This is a genomic window from Pseudomonas sp. PS1(2021) (assembly GCF_020405165.1).
In the GTDB taxonomy this organism is placed as follows: domain Bacteria; phylum Pseudomonadota; class Gammaproteobacteria; order Pseudomonadales; family Pseudomonadaceae; genus Pseudomonas; species Pseudomonas aeruginosa.
Window position 1 is genome coordinate 262391 of sequence record NZ_CP084484.1, and the last position, 15263, is coordinate 277653.

Annotated in this window: 21 protein-coding genes; 13 read left to right on the top strand and 8 right to left on the bottom strand. The window is 67.9% G+C overall.

Translation table 11 applies throughout. The features are described 5' to 3' along the window. Positions 1–7 precede the first annotated feature (7 nt). Positions 8–217 carry a DUF6316 family protein gene (locus LE197_RS01265; protein ID WP_003102301.1) on the bottom strand — a complete coding sequence of 70 codons (210 nt, stop codon included), beginning with the start codon at positions 215–217 and terminating at the stop codon, positions 8–10. 205 nt (positions 218–422) lie between these two features. Between LE197_RS01265 and LE197_RS01270 the strand changes: the two genes are divergently transcribed. From LE197_RS01270 to LE197_RS01315, 10 genes are all read left to right on the top strand, one after another. After that, a complete protein-coding gene (locus LE197_RS01270) occupies positions 423–1061 on the top strand; it encodes a peroxiredoxin (protein ID WP_003102302.1) in 639 nt (212 codons plus the stop codon). Between the two features lie 250 nt (positions 1062–1311). Continuing rightward, positions 1312–2313, top strand: a complete 1002-nt coding sequence (locus tag LE197_RS01275) for an aliphatic sulfonate ABC transporter substrate-binding protein (RefSeq protein ID WP_060627486.1) — start codon at positions 1312–1314, stop codon at positions 2311–2313. Positions 2314–2316: 3 nt separating this feature from the next. Next, on the top strand, positions 2317–3141 hold the full coding sequence (locus LE197_RS01280) for an ABC transporter permease (RefSeq protein ID WP_060627484.1): 825 nt from the start codon (positions 2317–2319) through the stop codon (positions 3139–3141). Next, on the top strand, positions 3138–3887 hold the full coding sequence (locus LE197_RS01285) for an ABC transporter ATP-binding protein (protein WP_003091922.1): 750 nt from the start codon (positions 3138–3140) through the stop codon (positions 3885–3887). The genes LE197_RS01280 and LE197_RS01285 overlap by 4 nt, the downstream gene beginning before the upstream one ends. Positions 3888–4041: 154 nt before the next feature. Beyond that, the gene (gene ssuE / locus LE197_RS01290) at positions 4042–4635 is read left to right on the top strand and encodes an NADPH-dependent FMN reductase (protein ID WP_003091915.1); all 594 of its coding nucleotides are present in this window, start codon (positions 4042–4044) and stop codon (positions 4633–4635) included. A gap of 118 nt (positions 4636–4753) precedes the next feature. Further along, positions 4754–5725: a sulfonate ABC transporter substrate-binding protein gene (locus LE197_RS01295; RefSeq protein WP_003117542.1), complete on the top strand. Its 972-nt coding sequence runs from the start codon at positions 4754–4756 to the stop codon at positions 5723–5725. A gap of 77 nt (positions 5726–5802) precedes the next feature. After that, complete coding sequence (gene ssuD, locus LE197_RS01300) at positions 5803–6951, top strand: FMNH2-dependent alkanesulfonate monooxygenase (protein ID WP_003091910.1); 1149 nt, start codon at positions 5803–5805, stop codon at positions 6949–6951. A gap of 20 nt (positions 6952–6971) precedes the next feature. Continuing rightward, on the top strand, positions 6972–7760 hold the full coding sequence (ssuC, locus tag LE197_RS01305) for an aliphatic sulfonate ABC transporter permease SsuC (protein ID WP_003102309.1): 789 nt from the start codon (positions 6972–6974) through the stop codon (positions 7758–7760). Then, on the top strand, positions 7757–8581 hold the full coding sequence (gene ssuB / locus LE197_RS01310; protein ID WP_003102311.1) for an aliphatic sulfonates ABC transporter ATP-binding protein: 825 nt from the start codon (positions 7757–7759) through the stop codon (positions 8579–8581). The genes ssuC and ssuB overlap by 4 nt, the downstream gene beginning before the upstream one ends. A gap of 40 nt (positions 8582–8621) precedes the next feature. Then, positions 8622–8837: a TOBE domain-containing protein gene (locus LE197_RS01315; protein ID WP_003091900.1), complete on the top strand. Its 216-nt coding sequence runs from the start codon at positions 8622–8624 to the stop codon at positions 8835–8837. 179 nt (positions 8838–9016) lie between these two features. Here the strand turns inward: LE197_RS01315 and LE197_RS01320 are convergent, their stop codons facing one another. The 6 genes from LE197_RS01320 to LE197_RS01345 all read right to left on the bottom strand — a co-directional run bounded on the left by LE197_RS01320 (position 9017) and on the right by LE197_RS01345 (position 12170). Beyond that, entirely contained in the window at positions 9017–9355 is a 339-nt protein-coding gene (locus LE197_RS01320) for a HopJ type III effector protein (protein ID WP_003091899.1), read from the bottom strand. A gap of 51 nt (positions 9356–9406) precedes the next feature. Beyond that, positions 9407–9718 carry a DUF1244 domain-containing protein gene (locus LE197_RS01325; protein ID WP_003091898.1) on the bottom strand — a complete coding sequence of 104 codons (312 nt, stop codon included), beginning with the start codon at positions 9716–9718 and terminating at the stop codon, positions 9407–9409. Between the two features lie 128 nt (positions 9719–9846). Continuing rightward, a complete protein-coding gene (gene folX / locus LE197_RS01330; protein ID WP_003091897.1) occupies positions 9847–10218 on the bottom strand; it encodes a dihydroneopterin triphosphate 2'-epimerase in 372 nt (123 codons plus the stop codon). Between the two features lies 1 nt (position 10219). Beyond that, positions 10220–10780, bottom strand: a complete 561-nt coding sequence (gene folE / locus LE197_RS01335) for a GTP cyclohydrolase I FolE (protein WP_003091896.1) — start codon at positions 10778–10780, stop codon at positions 10220–10222. A 17-nt stretch (positions 10781–10797) separates the two neighbouring features. After that, a complete protein-coding gene (gene folM, locus LE197_RS01340) occupies positions 10798–11502 on the bottom strand; it encodes a dihydromonapterin reductase (protein WP_003091895.1) in 705 nt (234 codons plus the stop codon). 110 nt (positions 11503–11612) lie between these two features. After that, positions 11613–12170, bottom strand: a complete 558-nt coding sequence (locus LE197_RS01345) for an antibiotic biosynthesis monooxygenase (RefSeq protein WP_003102317.1) — start codon at positions 12168–12170, stop codon at positions 11613–11615. Positions 12171–12449: 279 nt separating this feature from the next. Between LE197_RS01345 and LE197_RS01350 the strand changes: the two genes are divergently transcribed. Further along, on the top strand, positions 12450–12902 hold the full coding sequence (locus LE197_RS01350) for a flavodoxin (protein WP_003102319.1): 453 nt from the start codon (positions 12450–12452) through the stop codon (positions 12900–12902). A 240-nt stretch (positions 12903–13142) separates the two neighbouring features. Here the strand turns inward: LE197_RS01350 and LE197_RS01355 are convergent, their stop codons facing one another. Next, entirely contained in the window at positions 13143–14036 is an 894-nt protein-coding gene (locus LE197_RS01355) for a LysR family transcriptional regulator (RefSeq protein WP_196752377.1), read from the bottom strand. A gap of 95 nt (positions 14037–14131) precedes the next feature. On the opposite strand from LE197_RS01355, the gene LE197_RS01360 reads away from it, so the two are divergent. Both LE197_RS01360 and LE197_RS01365 read left to right on the top strand, forming a co-directional pair. After that, positions 14132–14521, top strand: coding sequence for a CidA/LrgA family protein (locus tag LE197_RS01360; protein WP_003091885.1), 390 nt, complete (start codon positions 14132–14134; stop codon positions 14519–14521). Further along, on the top strand, positions 14508–15194 hold the full coding sequence (locus tag LE197_RS01365; RefSeq protein ID WP_003102323.1) for an LrgB family protein: 687 nt from the start codon (positions 14508–14510) through the stop codon (positions 15192–15194). Before LE197_RS01360 ends, LE197_RS01365 begins: the two co-directional genes overlap by 14 nt. Positions 15195–15263 lie beyond the last annotated feature (69 nt).

A 15263-nucleotide genomic window follows, 5' to 3' on the forward strand; every position in this document is an offset into this window, starting at 1 on the left:
TATCGTTTCAGCGGGAACCCGGCGCGTGGATTTCCGCCGATTGGCGCATCCTGCGGATATACGCGTCGATTTCCCGCTCCGCGTCGAAACGGGTGAAATAGGGACCTTCCAGGGTCCCTTCGCGGGTGGAGAAGAAGTACTGCCCATTCACCGAACTTATGCGATCACTGCGAAAGCGGGTGGCCGGGGTGGGATCGGTGGAACGTTTCCCCAACATGACGGCGACTCCTGGATAGCGGGCCAAGGTGTTTTCAGTGTAGGCGGGGGTTGGCCGGGCGGCAGGCCGGCGGACGAAAGGAGACGGATTTCCAGGCGAAGGGTTGGGTATTCTATTTTTTGTTATAAGAAAATCTGAATTTATTCTTTTTAACGTCAGCCGGCCTTGGGCATAGTGGGCTCCAACACGAACAAGGAGTGACCCCATGAGCCTCAGACTCGGCGACATCGCCCCCGATTTCGAACAGGACTCCAGCGAAGGGCGCATCCGCCTCCACGAGTGGCTGGGCGACAGCTGGGGCGTGCTGTTCTCCCACCCCGCCGACTTCACCCCGGTGTGCACCACCGAGCTGGGTTTCACCGCCAAGCTCAAGGACCAGTTCGCCCAGCGCGGGGTCAAGGTCCTGGCGCTGTCGGTGGATCCGGTGGAGTCGCACCTGAAGTGGATCGACGATATCAACGAGACCCAGGACACCCGGGTCAATTTCCCGATCATCGCCGACGCCGACCGCAAGGTTTCCGAACTCTACGACCTGATCCACCCGAACGCCAACGACACGCTGACCGTGCGTTCGCTGTTCATCATCGACCCGAACAAGAAGGTGCGCCTGATCATCACCTACCCGGCGAGCACCGGGCGCAATTTCAACGAGATCCTCCGGGTGATCGATTCGCTGCAACTGACCGACGAGCACAAGGTCGCCACGCCGGCCAACTGGGAGGACGGCGACGAGGTGGTAATCGTGCCTTCGCTGAAGGACGAGGAAGAGATCAAGCGGCGTTTCCCCAAAGGCTACCGCGCGGTGAAGCCCTACCTGCGCCTGACGCCCCAGCCCAACCGCTGAGGCCGGATTCGTCCCGCCTGCATGGGCAGGCACGGCAGGCGGGACCTTTTATTCGACGGTGCGTGCCGTCATGCAACGCTGTTTAGCCACGAGCAGGGTTTTTGGCCGGTTTCGACCGGCCCTCTTTTTTATGTGCGCCAGCGCGTCGCCGCGACGCTTTTTATCCGCCATCCATTTCCGAAACCGGCTCTGACTTGCCCGCCAGACGGGGAGAAGGCTCGCTCATCCACCTCCTTCCAGGAGCAGACGCATGATTGCCGCTCTCCGTCGCTGCCGGGCCTGGCTGGCCCTGCTCGCCGTTCTTGCCGTGTTTCCCGCGGCAGAGGCCGCCGCCCCCGCTGAAATCCGTCTCGACTATGCCTACTACGCCCCCACCAGCCTGGCGCTCAGGAAGTTCGGCTGGCTGGAGAAAAGCCTGGACGGCAGCGGCACCCGGGTGCGCTGGGTGTTCAGCCAGGGCAGCAACCGTTCCCTGGAGTACCTCAACGCCGGCAGCGTCGATTTCGCCTCGACCGCCGGCCTCGCCGCGGTACTCGCGCGGGCCAACGGCAGCCCGGTACGTACCGTATACGTCGCCAGCCGCCCGGAGTGGACCGCGCTGCTGGTGCGCAAGGATTCGCCGATCCGCAGCCTCGCCGAGCTCAAGGGGCGCAAGGTGGCTGCCACCAAGGGCACCGATCCCTACCTGTTCCTGCTCCGCAGCCTGCACAGCGTGGGCCTGGGCAAGAACGACCTGCGTATCGTCCACCTGCAGCATCCCGACGGCCGGGTAGCCCTGGAGAAGGGCCAGGTCGACGCCTGGGCCGGACTCGATCCGCACATGGCGGCCAGCGAGTTGCAGGCCGGCTCGCGGCTGCTCTACCGCAACCTCGGCTTCAACAGCTACGGCGTGCTCAATGTCCGCGAGGATTTCGCCGAACGCCATCCGCAACTGATCCGCCAGGTGCTGGCGGCCTACGAGCAGGCGCGCCACTGGGTGATCGGGCATCCCGACGAAGCCGCGCAACTGCTTGCCGAGGAAGCCGGCCTGCCGCTGGAAGTGGCTCGCCTGCAACTGTCGCGCACCGATTTCAGCCAGCCGCTGCCGGGCGCCGAACAGGTCGCCGCGCTCAAGGCCGCGGCGCCGATCCTGGCGGACGAGCGCCTGGTGCGGCCGGGCGTGGACGTGCAGAAGGTGGTCGACGAACTGATCGCGCCGCAGTGGGCCGCCGAGGTCATCGGCGGTGTCCCGTTGGCGCGCACGGAGCCCTGAGCCATGGTCAGCCAGAGCCTGCGACTGGCCCGGCGAGTCTCGCGCCGGGCGTGGCGACTGCGCGTGCCGGGCGTCTGGCGGGCCTGGGCCTTGCCGCTGCTGGCACTATCGTCGTGGGAGGCGCTGGTGCGCCTGGGCTGGCTGCCGGCCTACCAGATGCCGGCGCCGAGCGGCATCCTGCTGACCCTGGTGGAACTGGCTCGCGGCGAGCTGTGGGGGCATGTCGGCGCGAGCCTGGCGCGGGTCGCCGCCGGCTTCGCGATCGGCAGCGGCCTGGCCCTGGTGGTCGGTACCTGGGTCGGTCTCAGTCGTCGCGCCGAAGCCTACCTGGAGCCGAGCTTCCAGGCCCTGCGGGCGATCCCCAGCCTGGCCTGGGTGCCCCTGCTGCTGCTCTGGTTCGGCATCGACGAGACGCCGAAGATCGTCCTCATCGCCCTCGGCGCCTTCTTCCCGGTCTACCTCGCGCTGGTCGCCGGGGTACGCGGGGTCGATCGCAAGTGGGTGGAACTGGGGCGGCTCTACCGTTTGTCGCGCTTCGCCCTGGTCCGCCGCATCCTCCTTCCGGCGGCGCTGCCGAACCTGTTCACCGGCCTGCGCGGGGCGCTCAGCCTGAGCTGGATGTTCCTCGTCGCGGCGGAGCTGATCGCCGCCACCCAGGGCCTCGGCTACCTGCTCAGTGACGGTCGGGAAACCTCGCGTCCGGACCTGGTGATCGCCGCGATCCTGGTCCTGGCGGCCCTCGGCAAGCTCAGCGATGGCCTGCTCCGCTCGCTGGAGCGCCGGGCCCTGCGCTGGCGCGACAGCTTCGACGGGGAGGGCGGCGCATGAGCGGCCTGCTCGACCTGCTGGAGATTCGCAAGGCCTATGGCGATACGCGGGTGCTGGAGGGCGTGGCGCTGTCGCTGGCGCCCGGCGAGGTGGTCAGCCTGCTCGGCCCCAGTGGTTGCGGCAAGAGCACCCTGCTGCGGATCGCCGCCGGACTGGACGATGACTTCCAGGGCACTGTCGAACGCAACCCGATCCTCGGCTTCGGCCCGGACGGCGAGAACGGCCGCAGCGGCGGAATCGGCGTGGTGTTCCAGGAGCCGCGCCTGTTGCCCTGGCTGACGGTGGCGCAGAACGTCGGTTTCGCCGACGGCTGGCTGGAGGACGAGCACTGGGTCGAGCGCCTGCTCGCCGATGTCGGACTGGCCGGCTGCGGAGGATTGCTGCCCAAGCAACTGTCCGGCGGCATGGCGCAGCGCGCGGCGATCGCCCGCGGTCTCTACGGACGGCCGCAGGTGCTGTTGCTCGACGAGCCGTTCAGCGCGGTCGACGCCTTCACCCGCATGCGCCTCCAGGACCTGCTGCAGGACGTGGTGCAGAACTACGAGATCAGCGTCCTGCTGGTCACCCACGATCTCGACGAGGCGTTCTATCTCGCCGACCGCGTGCTGCTGATGGGCGGCCGTCCCGGACACATCCGCCGCGAGTTCCACGTACCGCTGGCGCGTCCCCGCGATCGCCGGGCGGTGGAGCTGGCCTACTTGCGCGGCGAGGCCCTGACCGAAATGCAGCGGGCGCACGTGCTCTGAGGCAAGACCCCGAACCGGGTTCTTATATGCTTTATGGAATAAATAAATGAATAAAAAGCATTTATTGGAATATGAGGCCGCCTGTTAAGGTCTATGCAACTTGGTTAGCAAGCCAAACGAATATTCTGTTTTCCGGTTATAAGGAATCCCCCCCATGCTCGTCGTTTCCATCGCCGGAAGTCCCAGCGTACGCTCCCGCTCCGGGGTGTTGCTGGAGCGTGCCAGGGACTGGCTGAGCCGTCGCGGCGTCGAGGTGGCCAGCCACCAGGTGCTGGATTTTCCCGCCGAGGACCTGCTGCGTGCCCGCCTCGACAGTCCGCCGGTACTGGCGCTGGCCGAGCAGATCGGCCGCGCCGACGGCCTGCTGGTCGCCACCCCGGTGTACAAGGCCTCGTTTTCCGGCGCGCTGAAGGTCCTGCTCGACCTGTTGCCCGAGCGCGCCCTGGAGCACAAGGTGGTGCTGCCGTTCGCTACCGGTGGCAGCAGTGCGCACATGCTGGCCGTGGACTATGCATTGAAGCCGGTCCTGGCCGCGCTCAAGGCCCAGGAGGTACTGCATGGCGTATTCGCCGTGGACAAGCAGATCGCCTACGCCACCGAGAGCGACCCGGCGCGCCTGGAACCGGTCCTCGAGCAGCGCCTGGAAAACGCCCTGGAAACCTTCCACCTGGCCCTCTCGCGACGGCCGCAGCCGATCGACCCGCAGTTGCTCAACGAGCGCCTGGTGAACGCCCGCTGGAGCATCTGATCCGTCCGCCGCCAGCGCACGCGCGCCGCGGCCCGATTGCACAACGCACACACGACGACCTCTCTGTTCCGTCAACGGCGCGGCAGGTTCGGCACCCACAACGACAAAGGAGAGCGCCATGCGCACCATCGCTTTGCGTCGTGGACTGGCGGCCCTGCTGGTGGCGGCCCTGTCCTACGGCGTTCAGGCCGACGAGAAGTCGGCCAACACCCTGCGGATCGGCTACCAGAAATACGGCACCCTGGTCCTGCTCAAGGCCCGTGGCACCCTGGAGAAACGTCTCGCCGAAGACGGCGTGAAGGTGCAATGGACCGAGTTTCCCGGCGGCCCGCAACTGCTCGAGGGACTCAATGTCGGCAGCATCGACTTCGGCGTGACCGGCGAAACCCCGCCGGTCTTCGCCCAGGCCGCCGGCGCCGACCTGCTCTACGTGGCCTACGAACCGCCGGCGCCGACCAGCGAGGCGATCCTCCTGCCGAAGGACTCGCCGATTCGGTCGGTGGCCGAGCTGAAGGGCAGGAAAGTCGCCCTGAACAAGGGCTCCAACGTGCATTACCTGTTGGTCCGCGCCCTCGAGCAGGCCGGCCTGAAGTACAGCGACATCCAACCCGTCTACCTGCCGCCGGCCGACGCCCGCGCCGCCTTCGAGCGTCACAGCGTCGACGCCTGGGTGATCTGGGACCCCTACCAGGCCGCCGCCGAGAAGCAGTTGTCCGCGCGGGTCCTGGTGGATGGTCGCGAGCTGGTCGACAACCACCAGTTCTACCTCGCCACCCGGACTTACGCGCAACGGCATCCGCAGGTGCTCGACAAGCTGGTGGACGAGATCCGCCAGGTCGGCGACTGGTCGCGGGCCAACCCGCAGCAGGTGACCGAGCAGGTCGCGCCGCTGCTCGGGCTGCCCGCCGACATCACCCTTACCGCGGTGAAGCGCCAGGGCTACGGCGCGCAGTTGATCACCCCGGCGGTGGTCGAGGCGCAGCAGAAGATCGCCGACACCTTTACCCAGCTGAAGCTGATTCCCAAACCGCTGAGCATCAAGGACGTGATCTGGACGCCGCCGGCCGGCAAGGTCGCCAGCGCACCCTGAGCCCGTACCGCCCACATACCGACACGATCATCGCGCGGCTACGCCACGCCGGCGCGCTCACTCTGGAGTCAATTGCGATGAGCCTCGAGATTTTCTGGTTCCTTCCCACCCACGGCGACGGCCACTACCTGGGCACCACCCAGGGCGCCCGTGCCGTCGACCACGGCTACCTGCAGCAGATCGCCCAGGCCGCCGACCGCCTGGGCTTCGGCGGCGTACTGATCCCCACCGGACGTTCCTGCGAGGACTCCTGGCTGGTCGCCGCCTCGCTGATCCCGGTAACCCAGCGCCTGAAGTTCCTCGTCGCGCTGCGTCCCGGGATCATTTCGCCGACCGTCGCCGCGCGCCAGGCGGCGACCCTGGACCGGCTGTCCAACGGCCGCGCGCTGTTCAACCTGGTCACCGGCGGCGATCCCGACGAACTGGCTGGCGACGGCCTGCACCTGAGCCACGCCGAACGCTACGAGGCCTCGGTCGAATTCACCCGCATCTGGCGTCGCGTGCTGGAGGGCGAGACCGTCGACTACGCCGGCAAGCACATCCAGGTGAAGGGCGCCAAACTGCTCTATCCGCCGTTGCAGCAGCCGCGTCCGCCGCTGTACTTCGGCGGCTCCTCGGAGGCCGCCCAGGACCTCGCCGCCGAGCAGGTCGAGCTGTACCTGACCTGGGGCGAGCCGCCGGCGGCGGTTGCCGAGAAGATCGCCCAGGTACGCGAGAAGGCCGCCCGCCAGGGCCGCCAGGTGCGCTTCGGGATCCGCCTGCACGTGATCGTCCGCGAGACCAGCGAGGAAGCCTGGCAGGCCGCCGATCGACTGATCGCGCACCTCGACGACGACACCATCGCCCGCGCCCAGGCCTCCCTGGCGCGCTTCGACTCGGTCGGCCAGCAACGCATGGCCGCGCTGCACGGCGGTTCGCGCGACAACCTGGAAGTCAGCCCCAATCTCTGGGCCGGCGTCGGCCTGGTGCGCGGCGGCGCCGGTACCGCGCTGGTCGGCGACGGGCCGACGGTGGCGGCGCGGGTCAGGGAGTACGCCGAGCTGGGCATCGATACCTTCATCTTCTCCGGCTATCCGCACCTGGAAGAGTCCTACCGGGTCGCCGAACTGCTGTTCCCGCACCTCGACGTGCAGCGCCCGGCGCAGCCCGAGGGACGCGGCTATGTCAGCCCGTTCGGCGAGATGGTGGCCAACGACATCCTGCCCCGGCAGGCCGCGCAGAGTTGAGAGCGGTCGGAGCGAACGACATGAGCATTTCCAAACGACTGGCCGAGCGCCTGGCGCCCTGGGCGCTGCCGCTGGTCCTGCTGGCGGTGTGGCAGGCGGCGGTTGAGTTCGGCTGGCTGTCCAGCCGCATCCTCCCCGCGCCCAGCGCCGTACTCGAGGCCGGCTGGGCGCTGCTGCGCAGCGGCGAGATCTGGCAGCACCTGGCGATCAGCGGCTGGCGCGCGGCGATCGGCTTTCTCATCGGCGGCGCCATCGGCCTGGTGCTGGGCTTCGTCACCGGCCTGTCGAAGTGGGGCGAACGCTTCCTCGACAGTTCGGTGCAGATGATCCGCAACGTGCCGCACCTGGCGCTGATCCCGCTGGTGATCCTGTGGTTCGGCATCGACGAGTCGGCGAAGATCTTCCTGGTCGCCCTCGGCACGCTGTTCCCGATCTACCTGAACACCTACCACGGCATCCGCGGCATCGACCCCGGCCTGCTGGAGATGGCGCGCAGCTACGGGTTGTCCGGCTTCGCCCTGTTCCGCCAGGTGATCCTGCCCGGCGCGCTGCCGTCGATCCTGGTCGGGGTGCGCTTCGCCCTCGGCTTCATGTGGTTGACCCTGATCGTCGCCGAGACCATTTCCGCCAGCTCCGGCATCGGTTACCTGGCGATGAACGCCCGCGAGTTCCTGCAGACCGACGTGGTGGTCCTGGCGATCCTGCTCTATGCCGTCCTCGGCAAGCTCGCCGACCTCGCCGCCCGCGGCCTGGAACGCGTCTGGCTACGCTGGCACCCGGCCTACCAGGTCAAGGGAGGTGGCGCATGAATGCCCACAACGCCGCCCTTGGCGGCACTCCGCAGCGCCTCAAGCGCGGTATCCCGCTGGCCCTGCGCGGAGTGGCGCGGCGCTTCGGCGAGCGCGAGGTGCTCAAGGACATCGACCTGCTGGTTCCGGCCGGGCAGTTCGTCGCTATCGTTGGCCGCAGCGGCTGCGGCAAGAGCACCTTGCTGCGCCTGCTGGCCGGCCTCGACCAGCCCAGCCGCGGCGAGTTGCTGGCCGGTTCGGCGGCGCTGGCCGAGGCCCGCGAGGACACCCGGCTGATGTTCCAGGACTCGCGCCTGCTGCCGTGGAAGCGGGTGATCGACAACGTCGGCCTTGGCCTGCGCGGCGACTGGCGGGCGAAGGCCCTGCAGGCGCTGCGGGCGGTCGGCCTGGCCGAGCGTGCCAACGAGTGGCCGGCGGCCCTGTCCGGCGGGCAGAAGCAGCGCGTCGCGCTGGCTCGCGCGCTGATCCACGAGCCGCGCCTGCTGTTGCTCGACGAGCCGCTCGGCGCGCTCGATGCGCTGACCCGGATCGAGATGCAGCAACTGATCGAAGGACTCTGGCGCGAACACGGTTTCACCGTCCTGCTGGTCACCCACGACGTCAGCGAGGCGGTGGCGGTGGCCGACCGGGTGATCCTCATCGAGGACGGCGAGATCGGCCTCGACCTGCCGGTGGAATTGCCCCGGCCGCGCTCGCGTGGCTCGGCGCGACTGGCCGCGCTGGAAGCCGAAGTGCTCAACCGGGTGCTGGCGCAGCCGGAGCTGCCGCCGCAACCCGAGCCCGTTTCACCCCTGCCCACGCAACTGCGCTGGGCGCTCTAACCAACCATGCCTCGTTCCGAATCCCCCCAGGAGAAACGCCATGACCATCAAAGCCATCAACGTTCGTAACCAGTTCAAGGGCACCGTGAAGGAAATCATCGAAGGGCCGGTGCTCTCCGAGATCGACGTGCAGACCGCCGCCGGGATCGTCACTTCGGTGATCACCACGCGTTCGGTGAAGGAACTGGAGCTGGCCATCGGTAGCGAAGTGATCGCCTTCGTCAAGTCCACCGAGGTCTCCATCGCCAAGCTGTGACGCTGGCTGCGCCGCGCTTGCGGCGGCGAGAAGGGCGGGGACCCCGATGGGGCCCCGCCTTTTTTCGTCGCGTATCGGCAAGGCCGGCCGGTGGCGACGGCTGGCGTGGGTCGCTATGGAGCGGTCGGTAGGGCGAATAACCGCTCGCGGTTATCCGCCGTGGGGGCGACCGGGACTTCTCAGCCCCGGCGCGACAGGGGCTGGCGCTCGAAATGCACGCCGGCCAGGCCGGTCTGTTGCAGGGCGCGGATGTTGGCGTGGTCGTCGCCTTCCGGGTTGTCGCGCACCGCACGGTAGTGCTCGCCGAAGGCCAGCAGGGTTTCCTCGAGGCTGAGGCCTTCGAGGATGGCGAAGCCCAGGGTCTTGCAGGAACCTTCGTTCTGCCCGGCCGGGTTGCTCACGCTGCCGTTGTCGAAGGCGCTCGGCGTGTAGCTGTAGTGCTCGGCGATGAACGCCAGGGTGTCGGTGAACAGGTGGTGTTCGCTGCGCAGACGCGCGCGGAAGTCGGTCAGGGTCATCGAAACAGGCTCATGGTGTCTGGGGCAGGGTTGGCAAGGGGCCCGGTGGCCTCAGGCGTTGCCCTGGCTCTTGGCGAAGGCGGCCTGTTGTTCCGGGCTCGCTTCTTTCTGGTACTTGGCTTTCCACTCGGCATAGGGCATGCCGTAGATCTCTTCGCGGGCCTGGTCATTGCTGACTTCCACCCCGAGGTCGTCGGCGGCGGCCTTGTACCACTTGGACAGGCAGTTGCGGCAGAAACCGGCGAGGTTCATCAGGTCGATGTTCTGCACGTCCTTGCGGGTCTGCAAATGATGGACCAGGGTGCGGAAGGCGGCGGCTTCGAGTTCCAGGCGTTGCTGTTCGGTGAGGTTGGCTGCGGTCATGGCGGTGTTTCTCGACGATGGCTCGGGGCAGGGTGAAGGCACAGGGCCAGGTCCGGCGATGATAAGAGTTGGCGCGGCCGGCGGGCAACGCTTGTGCGCGTCTTCGCGCGGTTCGCTCGTCGGCCGCCTCAGCGATGGCCGGCGAGGGTGATCGAGACCGACTCGGCGAAGCGCAGCGCGTGCGGCTTGTCCACTTCCACCTCGGCGTAGCGCACCGCCGGGTTCTCCATCACCAGGTCGAGGATTTCCTGGGTCATCCGTTCGAGCAGGGCGAAGCGGTTCTCCTCGACGTGGCGGATGATCGCCTTGGTGATGGTGCGGTAGTTCAGCGCGTGCTCGATGTCGTTGACCTCCACGGCGTCCGCGGCCGGGTAGAGGATGGTCAGGTTGATCAGCACGTCCTGCTTGTTGAGGATTTCCTCCTCCTTGATCCCGATGAAGGTGCGCAGGCGCAGGTCCTTGACGCGGATTCGCGCCATTCCCGGTTCCAGTCGCGGCATGTCACTTGCTCCTTCCGATCAATTGCAGAAATTCCTGGCGGGTGGTGTTCGAGTCGCGGAACGCGCCGAGCATCACCGAGGTGAACATCTGCGAGTTCTGCTTCTCCACCCCGCGCATCATCATGCACATGTGCTGGGCCTCGATCACTACCGCCACGCCAGCGGCGCTGGTCACCTGGCGGACCGCCTCGGCGATCTGCCGGGTGAGGTTCTCCTGGATCTGCAGGCGGCGGGCGAACATGTCGACGATCCGCGCCACCTTCGACAGGCCGAGCACCTTGCCGGTGGGAATGTACGCCACATGAGCCTTGCCGATGAAGGGCAGGAGGTGGTGTTCGCACAGGGAGTACAGCTCGATGTCGCGGACGATGACCATTTCATCGTTGTCCGAGGCGAACAGCGCGCCGTTGACGATTTCCTCCAGGGTCTGGCCATAGCCGTGGCAGAGGTACTGCATGGCCTTGGCCGCGCGCTTCGGGGTGTCGAGCAGGCCTTCGCGCTGCGGGTCTTCGCCGAGACCGACGAGGATCTCCCGGTAATGCTGGGAAAGTGCTGGGTTCATAAGGGGTCCTTGGCGCCTCACTTGACGTGGCGGCCGCCGTTCACGGTCAGGGTGGTCCCGGTGACGTAGGGGTTGTCCAACAGGTAGCGAAGGCTCTGGTAGATGACTTCCGGCCCCGGTTCGATGCCGAGGGCGGATTTCGCCAGGGTGCGGGCGCGGTATTCGGCGTCGTCCCCGTCGTTGAACATCACCAGTGCCGGTGAAATGGCGTTGACCTTGATCCTCGGCGCGAAGCGCGCGGCGAACGACAGGGTCAGGTTGTCCAGCCCGGCCTTGCTCGCGCAGTAGGCGATACGCCGGGCGCTGCCCTTGCGCGCCACGTCGTCGGTGAGGTGGACGATGTCGGCAGGCTGCGAGCGTTCCAGCAGCTCGGCGCAGTGCAGGTTGATCAGGTAGGGCGCGAGCATGTGCACGCTGAACAGTTGCTGGAACGCCTCGGCTTCGTGGCCGGGCGTCTCGGCGACCCAGTCCGAGGCGTTGTGGACGATCGCTCGCAGGCTGTCGGTATGCTGTCGGAGGGCCCCGATGAAGGCGAAGATGCCGGCCTCGCTGGCGAAGTCGGCGTGCAGGGTCAGCGCGCCGGCCTGGCGCAGTTCGTCCAGCGCCGGGCGTTCGCTGCGGTAGCTGACGATCACCGACTCGCCGTCGGCCAGCAGGCGGCGGGCGCAATGCAGGCCGACACGCTGGCTGGCGCCGGTGATCAGGATCGGGGCTGTCGCCATGGGACTCTCACAGCAGGCGAAGGGAATCGGATGGATGCAGGGTACCCGACTGAGCCAGTCGGGCAAAGCCTTGCGCTACGGCCCACCCCGCCGGGGTGGGCGGCAAGCCGTCAGTGCGCTTCCGGCAGGCTGGCGGCGCGCTGCGGGCGGCGGTGCAGCCAGGGGGCGAGCAGACGGCTGGAGAGAGGGATGAACCAGTAGGTCATCAACGGGGTGAGGACCAGGGTGCTGAGCAGCACCCGCGCGGCCAGCGACAGCTCGCCGAGGTAGGGGCCGGCGCCGAGGTTGAAGGCCAGCGAGACCGGGAAGAACGCGAGCCAGATCGCCACGCTCTGCTTCCAGCGCGGCGGTTTGCGGTTGTCGTCGAACCAGGCGGCGAGTCCGTGGGCGCGGCGCTCGCGCGGTTCGTCGAAGAGTCCCTGGCCGCGTTCGAGCCAGGCCTGGCGCGAGGCGGAGTGGGCCCAGGCGGCGAGGGTGGCGTCGTCGGCGAAGCGAAAGATCATCTGGAATTCGTCTCCGCCGGCGGGCGGCGCCAGCGCCCCGGAGCCGAGGTAGCCGGGGAAGTCGGCGGCGAGGGCTTCGCCTTCGCGCTGCCAGGCGAGGAAGTCGCGGTAACGGCCGGCGGCGACGCGGCGGGCCACCAGCAGGGTAACGGGAGCGGTAGACATCGTGTATCTCCTGGAACGGTTGAGCGCGCTTCGTGGGCGCCCTCGGACAACGGCGCAGCGCCGGGGGTGGTGGGCTGCGTCGGAGGACAGGCAAGGATCGTTCCCGCCGTGGTGGCGAAGGTTCGCTGCCGTGTCTACGGCAGCGCGATGACATCCCGATGACAGGGAGCGCACCGAAATGGTGCTTTTGCGGCCTGTCTGCATTGATTCGGTGCGTCCCGCTCGGCGTACGCATGCGGCATAATGCCCGGCTTACCCCTGTTGGCTTACGGAGTGTTCATGAAAGTCGCCATTCTCTCCGGCTCGGTCTACGGCACCGCCGAAGAAGTCGCCCGGCACGCCCAGAAATTGCTGTCCGCGGCCGGCCTCGAGGCCTCCCATCTGCCCCGCGCCAGCCTCGACGAACTCAAGGCCTTCGCCCCCGAGGCATTCCTGGTGGTGACCTCGACCACCGGCATGGGCGAACTGCCGGACAACCTGCAACCGCTGTACTACGCGATCCGCGACCAACTGCCGGCCTGGCACGGCCTGCCGGGCGGGGTCATCGGCCTGGGCGATTCGAGCTACGGCGACACGTTCTGCGGTGGCGGCGAGCAGGTTCGCGAACTGTTCGGCGAACTGGGCGTGCGTGAAGTGCTGCCGATGCTGCGCCTGGATGCCAGCGAAACCGTTACCCCCGAGACCGACGCCGAGCCTTGGCTGGCCGAGTTCGCCGCCGCCCTCAAGGGCTGATCCCGGGCCTGCCCCGCCGAGGCGGCGGATAACCGCGTAGCGGTTATTCGCCCTACACGGGGAGGGGACAAGCGGTAGGGCGAATAACGCCCCAGGCGTTATCCGCCGAAACGCCTGCCGAGGTGGCGGATAACCGCGTAGCGGTTATTCGCCCTACACGGGGAGGGAGCAAGCGGTAGGGCGAATAACGCCCCCAGGCGTTATCCGCCGTAGCCTCTGCCGAGCTGGCGGTTATTCGTCCTACGCCGGGCTTTCCTCCAGCGGCTGCTCGCGCAGCAGCTCCAGCCAGGCCTGCGCCGCCCGCGACAGGTAGCCGCCACGGTGCCAGATGAAGGCGATGTCCCAGCGCAGGTCCGGCTCCCTGAGCAGGACCCGCACCACTCCCGGGCGTTCGATCTCGCGAGCGATCACCCGTGGTAGCAGCACCACTCCCTGGTTGGCCGCCACCAGCGCGCCGAGGAAGTCGGCCTGGCCGCTGCGGCCGCCTTCGCGCGGGCTGAAGCCGGCCTCCAGGCAGGCGCGCAGCAGGCGGTCGTTGAGGGTGAAGCTCTGCTGGTAGAGCAGGAACGGGCTGTCCGCCAGTTCGCCGAGGGCGACGCTGGCGGCAGCGGCCTTGGGATGCCCGGCCGGCAGCAGCACGTCCAGCGGTTCGTTGCAGAACGGCTGGTAGTCGAAGCCGTCGTCTGCCGGGGTGAGGCTGCCGGCCAACTCCAGCTCGCCGGCCAGCACCGCCTGCTCCATGGTCTTGCTGCCGCCTTCCACCAGGTGCACGGCGATGTTCGGATAGCGCCGCCGGTATTCGGCGAAGCGTTGGGCGAACAGCGCGTCGGCGCCGAGCAGCGGCAGGCCCAGGCGCAGTTCGCCGCGGTTGAGCTGGCTGAGGTCGTCCAGTTCGCTGAGCAGGTCGCGGCGCAGCCGCAGCATCTCCTCGGCGCGGCGAAACACCACGGCGCCGGCGTCGGTCAGGCGCACGTGCGGCCCGTTGCGTTCCAATACCTGCACGCCAAGGCTCTGCTCCAGTTGGGCGACCTGCTTGCTGATGGTCGACTGGCTGGCGTGGCGGACCTGCGCCGCCTGGGTGAAGCTGCCCTGGCGGACCACTTCGACGAAGCTGCGGAGTTGACGGAATTCCATTCTGGAATGGCTCTCATGCGGACAATTCGCTTTGGGGATGATAGGCCGGGCCTTATCCTTTCTCCATCCCCGATTTCCCAGCCAAGGCCTTTCCCATGTTGCCCCCGCTCGTCCGCCGTCTGTCCCGCCTTGCCGCCGAACTGGCGGTACTCATCGCCTTCTGGTGGGCTGGCGGCTGGCTGGCGAAGGCCATCGGCCTGCCGCTGCCGGGCGGGGTGGTCGGCCTGGCGGCGCTGTTGCTGCTGTTCGCCAGCGGCCTGCTGCGTCCGGCCTGGCTGCAGGCCGGCGCCGGCCTGTTGCTGGCGGAGATGTTGCTGTTCTTCATCCCGGCGCTGATGAGCCTGCTCGACTACGGCGCGCTGCTACGCAGCGAGGGCTGGCGCATCCTCCTGGTGATCATGCTCAGCACCCTGCTGGTGATGCTGGTCACCGCGGTGTCGGTGGAGTGGATGTGCCGCTGGAGGGCGCGCCATGAGTCTCGATAAGCAAGCCCTGTTCTGGTTGGCGGCGACCGTCGGCGGCTACCTGCTGAGCCGCCAGCTGTACCGCCGGGTGAAGTGGTACTGGCTGTCGCCCATCGTGTTCGTCCCGGTGCTGCTCTACGCCCTGGCGATTCCCACCCATACCCGCTACGCCGACTACGCCCGCGACACCAATTGGCTGGTGGCGCTGCTCGGTCCGGCGACGGTGGCCTTCGCCATCCCGATCTGGCAGCAGCGCGAGCTGCTGATGCGCCACTGGCCGGCGCTGCTGGCCGGGATGTTCGCCGGCACCGCGGTGGCCATCGGCAGCTCCTGGGCGCTGGCCCAGGCCCTGGCGCTGGACGGCCAGGTCACGCTGTCGTTGCTGCCGCGCTCGATCACCACGCCGTTCGCCATGGAGATGTCCCACGACCTGGGTGGCGTGCCGGAACTGACCGCCGCCTTCGTGATGATCACCGGGGTGTTCGGCGCGGTGATCGGCGGCACCCTGCTGCGCGTCCTGCGCTTGCGCACGCCGCTGGCCCGCGGCGCGCTGTTCGGCGTCGGCGCGCACGGCGCCGGCACCAGTCGGGCCTACGAGTTCGGCGGCGAGGAAGGTTCGGCGGCCGGTCTGCTGATGGTTCTCACCGGGCTGTTCAACCTGCTGGTCGCGCCCCTGGTCGCCCACTGCCTGTAGCCTGCGCGCATAGGCCGGCTGAATCCTCCGCCATTCAGCCGGCGCGCGAGTGTAAGCCCGGCGACAGTC

Coding starts and splice junctions, on each gene's coding strand:
- ssuC (WP_003102309.1), top strand. CDS start 6,972: ATGAGCATTTCCAAACGACTGGCCGAGCGCCTGGCGCCCTGGGCGCTG.
- LE197_RS01355 (WP_196752377.1), bottom strand. CDS start 14,036: ATGGAATTCCGTCAACTCCGCAGCTTCGTCGAAGTGGTCCGCCAGGGC.
- LE197_RS01285 (WP_003091922.1), top strand. CDS start 3,138: ATGAGCGGCCTGCTCGACCTGCTGGAGATTCGCAAGGCCTATGGCGAT.
- LE197_RS01275 (WP_060627486.1), top strand. CDS start 1,312: ATGATTGCCGCTCTCCGTCGCTGCCGGGCCTGGCTGGCCCTGCTCGCC.
- ssuD (WP_003091910.1), top strand. CDS start 5,803: ATGAGCCTCGAGATTTTCTGGTTCCTTCCCACCCACGGCGACGGCCAC.
- folE (WP_003091896.1), bottom strand. CDS start 10,780: ATGAACCCAGCACTTTCCCAGCATTACCGGGAGATCCTCGTCGGTCTC.
- LE197_RS01280 (WP_060627484.1), top strand. CDS start 2,317: ATGGTCAGCCAGAGCCTGCGACTGGCCCGGCGAGTCTCGCGCCGGGCG.
- LE197_RS01315 (WP_003091900.1), top strand. CDS start 8,622: ATGACCATCAAAGCCATCAACGTTCGTAACCAGTTCAAGGGCACCGTG.
- folX (WP_003091897.1), bottom strand. CDS start 10,218: ATGCCGCGACTGGAACCGGGAATGGCGCGAATCCGCGTCAAGGACCTG.
- LE197_RS01320 (WP_003091899.1), bottom strand. CDS start 9,355: ATGACCCTGACCGACTTCCGCGCGCGTCTGCGCAGCGAACACCACCTG.
- folM (WP_003091895.1), bottom strand. CDS start 11,502: ATGGCGACAGCCCCGATCCTGATCACCGGCGCCAGCCAGCGTGTCGGC.
- LE197_RS01270 (WP_003102302.1), top strand. CDS start 423: ATGAGCCTCAGACTCGGCGACATCGCCCCCGATTTCGAACAGGACTCC.
- LE197_RS01360 (WP_003091885.1), top strand. CDS start 14,132: ATGTTGCCCCCGCTCGTCCGCCGTCTGTCCCGCCTTGCCGCCGAACTG.
- ssuB (WP_003102311.1), top strand. CDS start 7,757: ATGAATGCCCACAACGCCGCCCTTGGCGGCACTCCGCAGCGCCTCAAG.
- LE197_RS01265 (WP_003102301.1), bottom strand. CDS start 217: ATGTTGGGGAAACGTTCCACCGATCCCACCCCGGCCACCCGCTTTCGC.
- LE197_RS01295 (WP_003117542.1), top strand. CDS start 4,754: ATGCGCACCATCGCTTTGCGTCGTGGACTGGCGGCCCTGCTGGTGGCG.
- LE197_RS01350 (WP_003102319.1), top strand. CDS start 12,450: ATGAAAGTCGCCATTCTCTCCGGCTCGGTCTACGGCACCGCCGAAGAA.
- LE197_RS01325 (WP_003091898.1), bottom strand. CDS start 9,718: ATGACCGCAGCCAACCTCACCGAACAGCAACGCCTGGAACTCGAAGCC.
- LE197_RS01345 (WP_003102317.1), bottom strand. CDS start 12,170: ATGTCTACCGCTCCCGTTACCCTGCTGGTGGCCCGCCGCGTCGCCGCC.
- LE197_RS01365 (WP_003102323.1), top strand. CDS start 14,508: ATGAGTCTCGATAAGCAAGCCCTGTTCTGGTTGGCGGCGACCGTCGGC.
- ssuE (WP_003091915.1), top strand. CDS start 4,042: ATGCTCGTCGTTTCCATCGCCGGAAGTCCCAGCGTACGCTCCCGCTCC.